Here is a 15,787-nt window from a genome sequence, read left to right on the forward strand (position 1 = left end):
GAAAATATTGGGAAGTTAGACCTGCCACGCTCTTGTGCCTACTTCTGACTTGTTGAGCTATTTTCAAGTGTGATACGGATATGCCTGTCAATTGCGGCATCAAAACTAAGTGAATCGACAGTGCCGTGAGCGCTAATATTTGCTGGTTTAGATATCAATCTTCTCCCAAGTATTAATTGGGCCCATATTGCCCGATTCTTTGCAATCGCTTCGTTTTTTTCGTTCTCACACTTCAAGCGCGTCTTCTGATCAGGAAGATTTTTTGAACAAACTGGCGGCGCATGTGAAGCGTAGCCCTCAACATGAACGGACGAGTAGTTGTAGCGCCAAAGATTCAACACGTTTGCCAACTTGAATAAATTCATTTCAATCGCGTTGTCATAAGTCGCACCTAGCGCAAAACTGGCATCAAACTCAATAATAAGTTGACCGTTCAAATTTGTGCAATGCGTTCCGTTAACGCTCGCGACTATCCTGTCGCAGACTGGATCTGGTTTGACATCTGGTTTCGGAATGGCCGCCAATACCTTGTCCAGCGTAGATTTAAATATAGCGGAATCTGCATCAAGTTGGCTGGCAGCCTGTGCTGCAGCAGCTTTAATTGCCTGTTGCGAATCAGCTAGATTAGACGTCTTGTTTACTATGGCCGATACAATCGCCTGACCGCAGGCCTGACGTACAACGGACAATGTATTTACGTCTTTGCCGTTGCTCAATGTTAATGCCTCCTCAATTGCAGAACAAAGTGCAACTTGATCAACCATCGCTGGTGCTTTGTTATTTTTAATATCACTTACGTAGGCATCACTTGCTTCACTTAAGATTGTATTGACATAGGTATCGCCAGACTTGTCCTTTTCTTTCGCCTCCTTTAGTGCAGACTCTCTTGCATCACCTGTTAAGGGCCCATCTTTCGCAAGATCAATTTGCACATTAATCAGAGTCTCATATAAAAATGGGGTAAACATGGAACGATTTTGAGCGGCATCTGCCGTGCCCAATCCCATTTTTTCGCACGCCGCTGAGGCGAACGCCAACTTGGCCGTATTCGTTGGAAAACCTTTGTTTATAACGTCGTTGAAAATATGGTCAAATTGTTTTTGCAATTTATCTTGCTCTAAATAGACCGCCAAATTGATAGCGCCAAAAAATCGCTCATCGACTTTATCGATCGCATGATCAGCTTGACTCAACATACCATCGATTACTGTTAACATTCGCGCTGCGACTTTGTTGTAGACTTTAAATGCCATGAGATCCGACGCAGCACCTTCAAAGTCTTTGCTTGATAATCTCTCCAGCGTCTCCTTTCCATTTTCAAGTCTTGCATCCAACCCATTAATAGTAGTCGAAAGCTTGGTGTACTCTTCAATTAAAGTATCCATTCCTGGAGCCTGATAATCAAATTTAAATTTTGTCAACTGATTATTCAGCGCAACTAAATCCGGACTAACCTTTTTTAGCGATTCTTGAAGCGTCGATACACTTTTCTGAAGATCTGCAAATTGAACTACATCGGTTTGCAGTACTTCAGCTAGATTCATCATGCAATCACTTCGTTTTTTACAGTTATTCAACGTGGTATCTCCGTTAATAGCTACTTCACGAAGGCCAGTCAGCTGCTTCTTTACGGCACCGTTAGCATTCTTCAATTGTTCAAAGTCACGAACTAATTGGCCAAACGCCACATTTATATTTTCAACCGACACGTCGAATTTTTCTGCATTACTTTGGTTGTTTGCGCTTACTGCACCTATTTGTTTTTTAAATTCAGCCTCCAGATTTTCCTTCGTGTATTCGCTCGCATCAAGCGACAAATTTTCATCTGTTTTTTTATCGCAAGCGTTGAGACAAGTTCCGACTAATCGCACAGATAAAGCATCGAATAGCTTACCTGTTTGCTCCTTAGGTCCAACAGGAATTGCTTCTTGTATAGCATTACAACGAGACTCAGTCTGAATTGCATGATCTATCGTATCTTTGACGGGGTTTGAATAACAGCCGGCAAGAAACAGACATAGAACTAAAGTCAGATAGGTGCAAAGAGTTGATGTTTTTTGATTCGCTTGTGAAGAAAAAGATTTAATACAGAATTGATTCATTTTTAGTTCTCCATTTTTGTGAGAAATAAAGCATGTTCATAACATTGCGAATCGTATTTTTTGAATTGCCTATTTCATTAAAATTCAATAATTGAAATTTCTCAAAGTACCTTTCGTCCTACAAATACTTTAGATGCAATTGAACAAGATAATACTCTGGAAAATAAAAAAACCGAATCAGCGCAAGGCTAAAAGCAGTTTTTGTACGTTCTTGGATACTTAAGAACGGAATTTTGGAATAAGTGGAGCGTATTAGTGGTTTGAAAACCACATAACGAAGGGCAAGAATTTATTGAAAATAAATACTACTTAAATTCCATGGAACATGTCAGTTAGTTTGACTTAGATGCTATTTCTGTTTTTTCAAAATAAGCATTCGCAGCCCAACCAATTACTTCGGTAACTGACGCCGCCGTACTGGCATTAATGATGTTGCCAGCAACGGGAATCCATCCCACCAAAAATTGACTAGCCGTGCGTCCCACCATTGTCGCGGTAAACGTAAGAAGCAGATCTGCTGCAATACCTTTGCTGATCGACACGCCATGTTCAGCGGCAATTGACATAATCATTGCCGTTTGGATAGGCACTATCGCAGCAGAATCTGAACCTGGAATTTGGGCAAGTCCAGCACCAACAATTCCGAAGCGGAAATTAATAAATTCAGATTAAGGCCTTACCGCGAAGCGACCTCTAAACTTACATTTATTAATGCTAAAACCTCGGCGCCTATTATGCCGCTGACGGGTGGCTCGCTCGCTTATGCAGTCGGATTTTCTGTCAATAAAGAGGCATTGCAAGACACGCCTGACTTCAATCAAATTAACGATAACGTGTTTGGAGGAATTCGGCAGGCGGCGGTTAATGCCAGCCGTACTTCTAGCGGCGTGTTTGGCGAGCTCTCTATCCCCTTCCATAAAAATGTGGAAGCGCAAGTCGCTGCGCGTTATGACAATATCAGTAATGTCGGGAATAAAACCAGTCCTAAGGTGGCAATACGTTATCAACCTTTGCCGAGTTTAATGCTACGTGCTTCGTATGCAGAGAGTTTTTTAGCACCTACGTTGAAGCAGATGTTTGGCGGCCAAGAGGCTGGTGCGCAGACAACTGAAGATAAAAAACTTTGCTCTGCTTTTCCTATTATTTCAGACGCTTGCGATCCGTTTTCTTACAGCAGGGTTAGTGGTTCAAATTTGAACCTGAAACCGGAGACAGGTAAAACCTTTAATTTTGGCGTGGTGATTGAACCGATTAGTGCGGTGTCGATAGGTGTTGATTATTTCCGAATCAACAAAAAAAATGAGATTGGTAAACCATCTGTGTTTCAAGCACTCAAAAACGGTCATTTCGGCGTTGTGAATGGTGAAGCCCAAATTTACATGACTAATCAAAATATGGCGAGCACTGACGTTGAGGGTTTTGATATTGATTTGCGCTACAAAACTGGCAGTACGCCACTCGGTAAAATCACCGTGCGCAATACCACAACGTGGTACACCAAAACAAATTCACAAGAAATCGCTGGAGAGGAAATGGGAAAATATTTAGGTACCTTTGCGAATCCAAAATATCGAAATGTGATAACCGCGTCTCTTGATAACGATGAGTGGAATGCGACCGCATCGGTACGCACTGTTGGCGGCATGATTGATTTTGCTTCGTCGCTGGATAATATACCGCCGGGAACACGGTTTATCCCTGCGCATTCAGAACTTGATGTGATGGGCCAATATACGGGTTTAAAAAATTTGACCTTCACTGGCGGGGTGAAAAATCTGATGGGTAAAATGCCGCCGTACAGCGACATGGGCACCCTCGGTCAATATGGCTCAGGTGGCTTTGCCCAACTCTATAGTCCACGCGGACGTTATTTGTATGTGGGGTTGAATTACAAGTTTTATTGATTGGGGAGATTTAAGTAACCGCAGCAATCAGGAGAAATTTCGCGGCATTGATTTTAAGAAATAAATGCAATGATGAGGCAGACCTAGCTTTCCAATATTTTTCTGCAAATGTTGGAAAGTTAAATCTGCCCACTTTCTTTGGCTTCACAGTTTTCTTGGCTGTTAATGCATTGATGGACTTGTAGTATTCATACGCCAACCGCTTGCTGCTGTTGCAGAGAAAATTTACAGACTGCTTCGATGTGATAACCATCTGGATCTATCAAAAAGGCGGCGTAGTAATCCGCTCCATAATGCAGACGCAGACCCGGCGCGCCGTTGTCTTGTCCGCCTATAGCCAGAGCGTCCGCATGAAAGTTATCAACCGCCGCGCGCGATGGGGCAGCCAAGGCAAGGTGAAAGCCAGCGCCCGGTGGCGTGGCGTTTGGTCGCAGCTTCAAACAAAGAATGTCCTTGCCATCGTAAAGGCCATAGCCTATGGCTGTATTGTCTTCAAACACACGGCGGAAATCTAGTGCGGCCAAAGCCGCGTCGTAGAACGCACCTGCTTTGGCCAGATTGGTTACGCCAAGGGAAATATGGTGCAGCATGTTATTCCTTTAACTTCAAGAACGGAAAAAGTAATCTAATTATTGCCTACGCTAATGGGCTACCTTTAACGATGACATCGATTTGTTGTAACTTGGAAAATGTCGTGGTTAACTTCAGCAATTGGCAAGATAGCGGTTGAAGATCTCGTAATATAAGCCTAAATTTAATGTAACTCAAAGTGTGCGTCATCACTAGAGCCTCCTCAATTAATTCTTTTTTTGCAACAAAATGCGACCATTTACTTGCGTCCATTATGAGTCTCGCCACCTAGCTTTAAATAGTAGCAATCCATCGAACATTTACGGGATTCGATTTGCTAGTGCTTAGCGATCGTCTACATCAACGGAAGATCTTGGCCACACGTATGCTACATAATCGCATCAACTTGCCTTCAAGACGCGGACTAACCGAATGGATGGCATTGATGTTAATGCTCGTGGCTTTCGGTGCATTTCTTACCTACTCCCATGTAACCGAGACAGATCGTATCAACAGTAGCGAGCGCGAGCGCTTGCATACGCTGACGAATGTAGTCGCCAGCGACATTCAAAACAATCTAACTACTGTCAACCATACATTAGAAGGGGTTATACAGGACTTCCTGGTGGGCCATCCAGTCCAATCTTCTGACGCGCTCTTGCTTCGATTGCGTGCCTTGGAGTCAGCCATACCTGGCATTCGCGCTCTGCTCGTATTGGATGCGCATGGATTGGTCGTTACAGCGTCACAGCCGATCCTGTTAGGCAAAGATCTGAGTTTTCGTGACTATTTCAAAAGAGCACAACAACAATCCGATAGCGCTACTTTATATGTGTCTGCCCCATTCCAGTCTCTCAAGAAAGAACCGGACTTGGTCATGGCAGTTTCTCGCGTTGTGCTTAGTCAAGATGGCCAATTTACCGGAATGGTCGTCGCAGCACTTAATCAAGATTTTTTCTCCGACTCGTTCACCCCAGTCGTTTATGCTCCAGACGTATGGGGTTTTGTCGTTCATGGCGACGGTGAGCAATTGCTGAACTATCCGGAGAAAAAAGGCATAGGCGGTACGAACTTAAACCGATCTGGGACTTTTTTCAGTCGCCATCGTCAGAGCGGTCAAGTGGAAAGCGTGGTGACAGGAACCATGTACACGACAGGGGAACGTCGGATGATGGTCTTGCAGACCATCCAGCCAGCCGCCTTGCACATGGACAAGGCAATCGTGATTGGAATTAGCCGCGAATTGACGGCTATTGCGGTACCTTTGCAACATCAAGCCGCTGCATACAGTGTGTTCTTTGTCGCCATTTCCCTGCTCTGTTGCTTGGCACTGTATTGGATGCAAACCCGGCGTTCTCGTATCGAGACACTACGAGTTGAAATTGAACAGGAGCGGCTCGACGCGAATGACCGGATAAAGCTAGCACTGCGGGGTGCTAATTTAGCGCTTTGGAGCGTCCATATTCCAACCAACACCAGATGGTTCGATGAAAATTGTTTTGCGATCATGGGTATTGCATCGCTTAGCACGAATGAAGATACCGATTTATTTCGCCAACGGATACATCCCGACGACTACGCCGCGTGTTTCTCTGAAGTAGGCACATGCATAAACGGCAGCAAGCCACTACTGGAAGTCACCGTCCGCATGCAACATTCCCTCGGCCATTGGATTTGGATTTTAACGCGCGGGCAAGCCATTGAACGCGACGCTAACGGGCGCGCCGTCATGCTAATGGGCACGTTCATGGATATCAGTGTTACCAAAACTGCTGAACAAGAAGTGGTTCGTGGACGTAATGAACTGCAAGTTATTTTTGACAATATGACGGAAGGCGTTTTTGTATTTGACAACACGAATACATTGATCCGCGCCAATGATGCCGCACGCAGTATCCACGGACTGTTTTACCAGCCCCGATCAATTGAAGAAGTGTGGTCTGGCATTGACGTATACCTGCCTAACGGCGAGATATTGCCGAAGGAAAACTGGCCGACACGACGGGGATTCCGAGAGGATTTCGTGCGCAATTTCGAATTGGAAATTCGGAGAAAAGATACAGGCATGGCTGTGTTTGTCAACGTCAATGTGACGCCTGTTTATGGCGAATCGAAAGAGTTATCGTTGTTGATTGTGACGTTTACAAACATAACCGAGCAACGACTCACCCATGCGCTGCGCGAGAGTGAAGCACGTTTCCGCACCTTGATTGAAGATGCGCCACTAGCAATCGCCATCCTGCGCGGTGGACATTTCGTGTACACCAATCCGCGCTACAACATTCTGCATGGGTATGCGCCAACCGACGATTTAAAGGACCAGCCGTGGCAAACCATGATTTCACCGGAATCTCTCGATCAATTGCATGAACAAGAAACGCTAATTAATGAGGATTCTCCCATCGAACAAATGTTTGAAGCGCACGGGCTAGGCAACAATGGCAAACTGGTGCCCGTCTTCAAAACCACCACCCGGGTGGAATTGGTCGACGGGCCGGCCACACTGATTTTTGCCCAAGACATCTCCGCGCAAAAGCGTGCAGAATCATTATTGCTTGAGGCGCGCGATGCTGCCGAGACTGCCAACCGCAGCAAAGCCGAGTTTCTGGCCAACATGAGCCATGAAATTCGTTCGCCGCTGAATGCTATTCTGGGACTGGCTTACTTATTGGAACAGGCACATCTTGATCTCGATGCCCACAATATGGTGCATAAGATAAGAAAGTCCGGACGCATGTTGTTGGGCATCATTAATGACATTCTGGATGTATCCAAAATTGATGCCGGTCACATGGTGATCGAACAGGCGCCGTTTAAGCTGGGTGACGTAGTTGATAATATCGCGAGCAGCATGGGCGTTATCCTTGGAGACAAAGACATTCAGCTGATCATTCAGCCTCCTCCCGCAGGAATTTTATCCCTGATAGGTGACGCGCTGCGGCTGGAGCAAATATTGAACAATCTGACTAGCAACGCCATTAAGTTCACTCATGAAGGCCGTGTCGAGTTGTGTATCTCTTTACAGTCCCAGAATGAGAAGCATGTTGTTCTGCGTTTTTGCGTGAAGGACACCGGTGTTGGCATTCCGCTGGAACTGCAAACAGCGGTGTTCTCGGCCTTCACTCAGGCTGACAGTTCTACTACCCGCCGCTTTGGCGGCACCGGCCTTGGATTAACCATCTGTCGCCAATTGGTGAGCTTGATGGGTGGCGAAATTGGTTTGACCAGCACGCCCGGACAGGGTAGCGAATTCTGGTTCACACTCCCGTTACAACTGATCACCAACGCTGATTTCTCTTCGCCGGATATGGTGCGCGTTGATGCGATGATCGCTGACAGCTGTGATATCGAATTGAAAGCCATTACCGATATCGCCCTTGGCTTGGGTTGGCAAGTCAGCGCATTAGCCTCGGGAGAGGCCGTGCTGGCAGAAATTATGGAGCGAAAAGATGGCGAATTGCCCGATGTCGTCATCCTGGACTGGAACATACCCGGCATGGACGGATTGGAAACGGCACATGCGATTCGCGCGTGTCTTGCAGACGACGAGTGCCCCGTCGTCATTATGGCAACTGCCTTTTCATTGTCCAGCTTGGCCAGCAGGCCTGGTGCGGAATTGGTGGATGCCATTCTGAACAAGCCAGTTACCACCTCCGCGCTGTACAACGCAACGATCGAAGCACAACGCAGGCGAGCCGTCTCCTTTGGCACATCACATACCGTTGCGCAAACGACGACTTATGGGCTGGCAGGTATTCGTCTGTTGGTCGTCGATGACAGTGAAATCAACCGTGACGTGGCGCAACGGATATTACAAGGAGAGGGTGCCATCGTCACGCTCGCTGTTGACGGCAAGGATGCACTGGATTGGTTGCAGGCGCATCCCGACGACGTCGACTTGGTTTTAATGGATGTGCAAATGCCCGTTATGGATGGCATCGAAGCCACGACTCGCTTGCGACTTATGCCTCAGTTCAATGACCTTCCCATCGTTGCATTGACGGCCGGAGCCTTCCAGTCGCAACAAGAAGCTGCACGCGCAGCCGGTATGACGCACTTCATCAGCAAGCCATTCGACGTGCCGACTACGGTTACCCTGATACAGCGACTTAGACGTACGCAAAACAGCGTCAACTCAGACACGCATAACATTAATGATGCGACGCCGGCAGAGCGCGCCAATATTGAGTTACCTACAGATTTGCCCGTCATTGATATTGCGAAAGGTTTGCAAATTTGGCCCAATCTTCAAACCTATCGCGACTACTTACGCCGATTTGTCAAAGGCTATGGAAATACGATTAACGTGATCAACGCAAGTTTGGTCAATGATGATCGCCCTGGCGCAGCCGCACTAGTACACAAACTCGCAGGGGTCGCAGGGAGTATGGCGATGCCCACCACCTACCGGCTGGCGATCGAGGCTGAACGGGTACTTGCTTCGGAGTACGATGCGACCTTGATACTGGGACGTCTTGATGATGCGCTAAAGCAAGTTATAGTCGCAATTGATCGATTTGCCCCGGCGGTCGTGATGGAGCAGTTGGTACCAGCATCTACGTTTACTGTAGGCGATATGTCATCAGCGCTCTGCGCTCAACTCGATATATTGCTCGCCGCGCTACTCAAGGCACTTGATACCGATAATCCGGCACCAGTTAGAAAAATCTTGTCTACACTAGTAACACTGTTACCTGCTCAAGAATTGTCGGCCATTCGCGAAAACGTGCATGCGTTCGATTTTCGCGCTGCTGAGACTGCCACAATCAAACTGGCCCAGCAGATAGGCATTACTTTGGAGTAGCTGTTATGAGTCTTCAAACCATCCTCATCGTGGACGATGAACCTGCCAATTTGGCTATTATGGAAGATGCCCTGGCAGACAGTTACAAACTCGCGTTTGCCCGCAATGGCCGTGAGACGCTGGCTGCTGTCGCGAAGCATTGCCCAGCAATGGTTTTGCTGGATATTGGCTTACCAGATATCAACGGCTACGATCTATGCCGGCAGATCAAGAAAATTGACTCTACAGGTAGTGTTCAGGTGATTTTTGTCACGGCCTATACGGATACGGCGCACGAAGAAGCTGGATTTGACGCTGGCGGCGTTGATTATCTGATCAAACCGGTTTCGACACCGATTGTTCGCGCGCGAGTAGCAACCCATTTATCTCTTGTGCGCGCCACGTTGCTGGAAAAGAGTTACCGAGATGCCATTTTGATGCTGGGTCAAGCCGGGCACTTTAATGATACAGATACCGGCGCACATATCTGGCGCATGGCAGCTTACGCGCGCGCTCTTGCACAAGGTTACGGTTGGAGTGAGGAAAATAGTGAACGGCTTGAGCTGGCCGCGCCCATGCACGACACCGGAAAAATTGGCATACCACAAGGCATTTTGCGCAAACCGGGGCCATTAGACGAGCAGGAATGGGTTGTTATGCGAACCCATCCGCAAATTGGCTACAATATTTTGAGTAAGAGTGATGCACCAGTTTTCCAATTAGCGGCGGAAGTTGCACTACGTCACCATGAAAAATGGGATGGCAGCGGCTATCCTGATGGCTTGCGTAGAAAGGATATTCCGGAATCAGCACGCATTGTTGCACTTGCTGATGTGTTCGACGCACTTAGTATGAGACGGCCGTACAAGGAGCCTTGGCCGATTGAAAAAATTCTGGGCTATGTCAATGCTAGCTCCGGGCAACACTTTGATCCTAAGTTGGTGGATGTCTTTTCTAAAATTCTGCCGCAGCTTCTCGATATTCAAAGTAAATGGGCATCTGCTGAAGACAAATCTATATTAAATCAATCGTCAACAACCAACGGCACTGATGCGAAATTGCCGTGACGTTGCAGTTAAAATCGCCGTGCGTAATGCCACAACTTTGTGCACTAAAATAAACTCACAAACTGACACTGGCGATGAAGTTGGAAAATATTTAGAGTCATTTGTGAGCCCCAAATATCGAAATGTGATGACCGTATCACTTGATCAAGATGATTGATTATGCCTCCTTGCTGAATGATATCGCGCCGGGGCTAGCTGGAAACGAAATACCCGAGACGCGCCTACACTCAGCCAAAAGTCTGTCTTGTATGTCCGTTTGGTACGCGATTTCATTTGCACTACCTTGTTCAAAATGAAAAAAATATCCGCCAGAAACTTTGGCTGCAGAGCTATTACTTACTGCCAACCATGCCTGTGTCCGTGGGGATTCCTTCAAGTCATCCGTCGCATTTTTTCCTCCCATCCGTGTTGCTACCCAGCCCGGCGAAACGGCATTCGCGAGAACATTTGGCAAAAACCTGGGCACAGCAAACGTCAAGAGAACACCGTAAAGCTTCGACTCAGCGTACGCATCATTCCTATTCCATTGACGGGTGGTCCATTGAAGATCATTGAAGTGCGCACTAGAGGCACGATGGGCGCCAGAACCTATATAAATGAAGCGCTCTACTCGTTCCATCATGGCAGTAAGAATATACGGGGCCAGTACGTTGACAGAAAATAGTTCGGATATACCGTCGCTTGAGATACTTTGAGTGAGTGGCATTGCGCCAGCATTGTGGATTATTGCGTCGAATGATCCCAACTTGTTTGCCGATTCAGCCATTGAACGTGTTTCAGAAATACTCCGCAAATCTGCAACCAGGACAGCCTCGGCATCTGGCAATGCTTCATGTGCTTCTTTAGCGCGTTCGCCGTTACGTGCATGCAACACTACACTATGCCCTTCTTCCAGTAGCACACGAGCTGTCATCTGGCCAATACCACCTGCTGATCCTGTAATAAGAATACGAGCCACGTCAACCTCAATTTAGTAGATTGTCCGCCACGATAGCGTTGGATTATTCACGATTTTGGCTAAAATTAACGCTCAATCGCATAGTTTGACATTTTAAAATTAGTAATTCATACTCCATCGTCAGAAGCGTTCAGCTAAGGCATTTGCAGTTATTTATAACTCGCCTCTAGAAGTACAACTAGTCCCAATATACCATACGACCACGATATGATTATTGATCTAATACGCGCAATTAAAGACATCCGACGGCTTGCAAAATGAAGCCAGATTGCCGGATTTGGGCGGTAACTGCTTACTTCAATCCATGCGCGTACAAATCACGCCGAGAAAACTATCGCTTATTTCGTGAGCGACTAAACATCCCATTACTGGCTATAGAATTACGATGCAATGACCACTTCGACCTAAGTGATGATGACGCTGACATTGTCGTAAGGGTCGCCGAGGGATCTTCGTTGTGGCAAAAAGAACGCCTGCTGAATGTTGCTGTCAACCATCTTCCGAGTGACGTAGAATATATCGTTTTTGTCGACTGTGACATTATATTTGAACGGTCAGATTGGGCCGACGAGCTCCAACGTGTTTTAGAACATTTCCCGGTCGTTCAATGTTATTCAGAGTTGGTTGATCTTCCAAAGGATCACAATTCCTCGGAAAAAATGCCCAATTCAATTTCAGGATATTCGGTCGCATGGCTAGCCCAAAGCGGCGAACTGGATGGGCCGCTTAAGTCAGACACTGCGCGTCGACGTTCCTCCGCTGGGGGAGCGTGGGCAGTGCGCCGAGACCTCATAAAAAAACACAATCTATACGACGTTATGGTGCTTGGTGGCGCTGATCGCCTTTTTGCCTATGCATGTTTAGGTAAATTTGAAGAGGCCATTACGCTCGCTCGATTAGGGCCCCGCCGTGCTCAACATTACCTTGATTGGGCAAAGCCTCTACACCAAACGGTGTGCGGAAATATTGGAGTGATTGAAGGGCGGATTTATCACTTATGGCATGGCACCGTCAGTGATCGCAGATACATCGAGCGCCATGAAGCGCTTGAGAATGCGGGCTTCGACCCTGATCAGCATATAGCACTAGGAACTTCAGGAGCGTGGGAGTGGACAAGCGCCGCGCCTGCATCCCTGCGGCGTCTGGCGCAGGATCACTTCCAGGCACGAAACGAAGACTCATAATAGTACAGAAAGTCCACCTTTAATGACGCAGGGGAAAGCGCAATGGGGATTCATTTGTTACATGGGTGTGCACCTACGTGGGTACAACACCGACAAAGCTTCCGCAACTATGTGCCGGAAAATCGACTTTGGACGTATCTTAAGTCCTTGGAACAAAAGTACGTACCTTGGTCAAAACACGGAATTAATCACCACGTATTGACCGTTGATGATTCAACTCAGGGGGCAGCAAGAGCATGTGTACTGGCTCGTGAACTTGGTCACCATGTCATACTTTTTGTAAATCCCCTCCAAATCATTCGGCAAGTCCCTTATTTCTTCTCATTACTGGATGAATTACTGGACCAGTGCGCCAATCATACAGTTACGTATGGTGGCATAAAGTATGAGCTGTACGGGCTCACTGTTACGCGAAGTTTGAGACGTGTCTTGAAGGCCGACTTACTGACCATATCAGACGAAGCAGCTTTGCAACGAGTCAGAGAACTTGCACGAGAATTTGACGCTCCTGATCTGAATATAAGCCACCATGCGCAAACCATGTCAATCGATGAGCTGCGCGAAATCAGCTCCCTGGGTGTAGAAATAGCAAACCACGGCTGGTCTCACCTCGAAATCAGTCATCTGAACCATGAACAAGTTGCTGCCCATATTTTGGACGGACAAAAGTGGATTCAACAAGAAATCGGGCTACCGGCAGAGCACTATGCAGTGCCGTTCGGAACGTCATTCGTTAGTGACGCTGCGCAGGTGCTAGTACGCGGCATCACCATGCTAGCGAACTCATCGCTTCCGCAGGGAGAATTACGGCCCGGACAGTGGAACAGGTTTGAGTTGACTGAGGAGCTACAGAAACCATGACGCTGTCCATTCATATCGTGACCGGGCAGTTTCCCCCAACTGCCGGCGGCCTAGAGCTTTGGACTCAGGAGCTCGCGGCGAACCTTGCACCGAGATTGGCCTCAGTAACCATTTATGTCACCGGTGACCAGCGCGAGATTGCAGCGCCAACGGCAAATTACGAGATCGTATCCATTGGCAGGGATCGTTCCGTGTGGGAGAGATCAATCGAAAAAGCGAGTTGGTCGGAAGCGCGCAAGGAAAATGAACGTGCAAGATTAAATTTTTTACTGCTGCGTAACGCTATCTCCGATCGTGTTGAACGTAAAAAAGAGTCGCACCACATCATTGTGTCTAACTTCGCGATGACTGTAGGGCAACTGGCGATGTTGGTGGCCGATGACCTGGCACTTCCGCACGTCACGACAATTGTAGGAACAGATTTCTCACGCGGGTTTCGCAATTTGCGCGAACGAATTAGCCTGCGTGAAGTTTGTCAGTCAGCTCGTCTCATTGTGTGTAAGAGCACGGAGCAATCGAACCGATTGTCGTCACTCACCCGAACCCCGATCATTACCATTCCAACTTCTGTCAATGTGGAAGAGTTGCTCCATTCACCTGAGAAAAAAACCGAAGTGATTCGCCTTATAGCGGACTCTGGTTTAAGTTACCACAAGGGATCGGACGTCCTAATCAACGCATTTCTCACGCTGTTAGAAGCCAATCTTCCGGTAACGCTCAAGATTTATGGAAAAATAGAAGAGCATCAAAAGGACTATTGGGAATCAAGATTGAAAGACGTCCAAACCCGTGCAGGCCAGGCATTTTCATTCATGAACTACGTTTCACGCGATGAGATATATACCGAACTACTACACTCTTCTATCTATTGCTCCGCAACGCTTGGGGAAGGCAGCTCCGCCGCACGTATTCAAGCGCTGTGTTCAGGAATTCCTATTGTAACCACGCGCTGCGGAGAATTTGCTGGTGACGTTACGGAAGTCGCCGATCATATTCGACTTGCGAGAATAGCCGATAGTGAAGACTACACACGTCAATTAAATTCGATGGCTCTCGACATGTTGGCTGGTCATGTTTCGATCAATCACGACTTTGTTTGGATGTGGCGCAAACGTTTTGCACCGGCCCGAGAATGGGCCTCGTGGGTCAACGCTTTTGAAATGGCAACGAAGGATTCCCAATGATTCATCGACAAATGCGAGTACTACTTTTTTGCCACGACGCCAAAGGACTTGGGCATCTCCGACGCATATCAAGAATCGCAGCTTCCCTGCAGGGAGATTTCTCTTGCCTGATAATGACTGGCATGACCGAATCCCACTGGATGGTTCCGCAAGAATGCGAAACGATTAAGTTGCCGAGCTGGGACGGTATTAGTGCTGTCCGAGCAAAACGCTATAACCGCCCCAGGTGGCTTCACGTTCCAATCGAAGAGGCTGTGAGCATTCGTTCTCGAATGATCGCTTCAGTAAGCGAGGCTTTTCAACCGGACGCAATCTTGGTTGATTATCTACCGTTCGGCATCAATGACGAGCTTCGCCCACTGCTCAAAACGACGACAGCAAGGAAGTATTTCATTCATAGAGGCATTGCTGACTCTGCTGACGCTGATATGCTTTTCGGTGCTGCAAGTCAAGACTTTGGCGAAGTTTATGACCGCATTATCGTCACGGCAGATCGTCGAATCGTCGATGTCGTTAAAGAGTATAAGTTCGTTCCTAATACCGCGGCAAAGACGGTATATGTGGGCTACGTATGGCCACCTCAAGCAAATCACACCCACGGTACAAGTGAAGACGCACCCAGAGTCGTTTGTTCTTGTGGCGGTGGCACCGGAGGTGGCGCACTACTTGCCGCGTGTATTGATGCGGCACGCATGATGCCCAATTGCAACTTCGATGTCATCGTTGGCCCGCATGGTGCAGTTCCCATCACGGCATCGTTACCAATTAACTGCCATATAACAATGGTGCATAAGGATCTCACCTCACTTCACCAGAACGCCGCCGTCGTCGTGACGCATGGCGGATATAACTCCGTGATTGAAGCTGCAAGCGGTGGGGCACGAATTCTCGTATATCACCTTGAAAGTCAAACCCCTGACAGTGATGAACGAATTCACTTCGAACAACGGCTCTCGCGTTACTACCCAGTAACATCAGTAAAATCGCTACAAGAACTCACTAACGATATTAAGCGAGAGGTGTCCCGTGCAATGCTAGAAGGAAAAGCAAAGTTTGTGCTTGAAAGTGACGCTCTGCCCCGCATAAACATGCTACTTAAGTCAGATCTTATGAGCCCCAAAGTTAGGCAGTTGGGAGAAGAATTCGAGCTCGACTCACAGATATAGAGAGAAAG

At 47.4% G+C, this 15,787-nt stretch carries 11 protein-coding genes; 7 read left to right on the forward strand and 4 right to left on the reverse strand.

Annotated features, from left to right (window positions below; translation table 11 throughout):
* Positions 1-38 precede the first annotated feature (38 nt).
* Together S2091_RS04785 and S2091_RS04790 are read right to left on the reverse strand one after the other, a co-directional pair.
* Positions 39-2,102: a hypothetical protein gene (locus S2091_RS04785; protein WP_105530662.1), complete on the reverse strand. Its 2,064-nt coding sequence runs from the start codon at positions 2,100-2,102 to the stop codon at positions 39-41.
* A 332-nt stretch (positions 2,103-2,434) separates the two neighbouring features.
* Complete coding sequence (locus S2091_RS04790) at positions 2,435-2,668, reverse strand: hypothetical protein (protein ID WP_105530663.1); 234 nt, start codon at positions 2,666-2,668, stop codon at positions 2,435-2,437.
* A gap of 168 nt (positions 2,669-2,836) precedes the next feature.
* Here S2091_RS04790 and S2091_RS04795 point away from each other — a divergent pair, with 168 nt between their 5' ends.
* Positions 2,837-4,006 carry a TonB-dependent receptor domain-containing protein gene (locus S2091_RS04795; protein ID WP_133166864.1) on the forward strand — a complete coding sequence of 390 codons (1,170 nt, stop codon included), beginning with the start codon at positions 2,837-2,839 and terminating at the stop codon, positions 4,004-4,006.
* A gap of 188 nt (positions 4,007-4,194) precedes the next feature.
* Here the strand turns inward: S2091_RS04795 and S2091_RS04805 are convergent, their stop codons facing one another.
* Positions 4,195-4,596, reverse strand: coding sequence for a VOC family protein (locus S2091_RS04805; RefSeq protein WP_105530666.1), 402 nt, complete (start codon positions 4,594-4,596; stop codon positions 4,195-4,197).
* Positions 4,597-4,961: 365 nt separating this feature from the next.
* On the opposite strand from S2091_RS04805, the gene S2091_RS04815 reads away from it, so the two are divergent.
* Both S2091_RS04815 and S2091_RS04820 read left to right on the forward strand, forming a co-directional pair.
* Positions 4,962-9,380 (forward strand): response regulator, encoded by a 4,419-nt coding sequence (locus S2091_RS04815; protein ID WP_105530668.1) that lies wholly within the window; start codon positions 4,962-4,964, stop codon positions 9,378-9,380.
* 5 nt (positions 9,381-9,385) lie between these two features.
* Positions 9,386-10,426 carry a response regulator gene (locus S2091_RS04820; protein ID WP_105530669.1) on the forward strand — a complete coding sequence of 347 codons (1,041 nt, stop codon included), beginning with the start codon at positions 9,386-9,388 and terminating at the stop codon, positions 10,424-10,426.
* A gap of 157 nt (positions 10,427-10,583) precedes the next feature.
* Here the strand turns inward: S2091_RS04820 and S2091_RS04825 are convergent, their stop codons facing one another.
* A complete protein-coding gene (locus S2091_RS04825) occupies positions 10,584-11,384 on the reverse strand; it encodes an SDR family NAD(P)-dependent oxidoreductase (RefSeq protein ID WP_105530670.1) in 801 nt (266 codons plus the stop codon).
* A gap of 257 nt (positions 11,385-11,641) precedes the next feature.
* Between S2091_RS04825 and S2091_RS23965 the strand changes: the two genes are divergently transcribed.
* The 4 genes from S2091_RS23965 (at position 11,642) to S2091_RS04845 (ending at position 15,779) form a co-directional block, all read left to right on the forward strand.
* On the forward strand, positions 11,642-12,568 hold the full coding sequence (locus S2091_RS23965; protein WP_105530671.1) for a hypothetical protein: 927 nt from the start codon (positions 11,642-11,644) through the stop codon (positions 12,566-12,568).
* Between the two features lie 429 nt (positions 12,569-12,997).
* On the forward strand, positions 12,998-13,429 hold the full coding sequence (locus tag S2091_RS24425) for a polysaccharide deacetylase family protein (RefSeq protein WP_243405314.1): 432 nt from the start codon (positions 12,998-13,000) through the stop codon (positions 13,427-13,429).
* Positions 13,426-14,613, forward strand: a complete 1,188-nt coding sequence (locus tag S2091_RS04840) for a glycosyltransferase family 4 protein (RefSeq protein ID WP_105530673.1) — start codon at positions 13,426-13,428, stop codon at positions 14,611-14,613. Before S2091_RS24425 ends, S2091_RS04840 begins: the two co-directional genes overlap by 4 nt.
* Positions 14,610-15,779: a hypothetical protein gene (locus S2091_RS04845; RefSeq protein ID WP_105530674.1), complete on the forward strand. Its 1,170-nt coding sequence runs from the start codon at positions 14,610-14,612 to the stop codon at positions 15,777-15,779. The genes S2091_RS04840 and S2091_RS04845 overlap by 4 nt, the downstream gene beginning before the upstream one ends.
* Positions 15,780-15,787 lie beyond the last annotated feature (8 nt).

This window comes from Solimicrobium silvestre (assembly GCF_002976435.1).
GTDB lineage: Bacteria > Pseudomonadota > Gammaproteobacteria > Burkholderiales > Burkholderiaceae_D > Solimicrobium > Solimicrobium silvestre.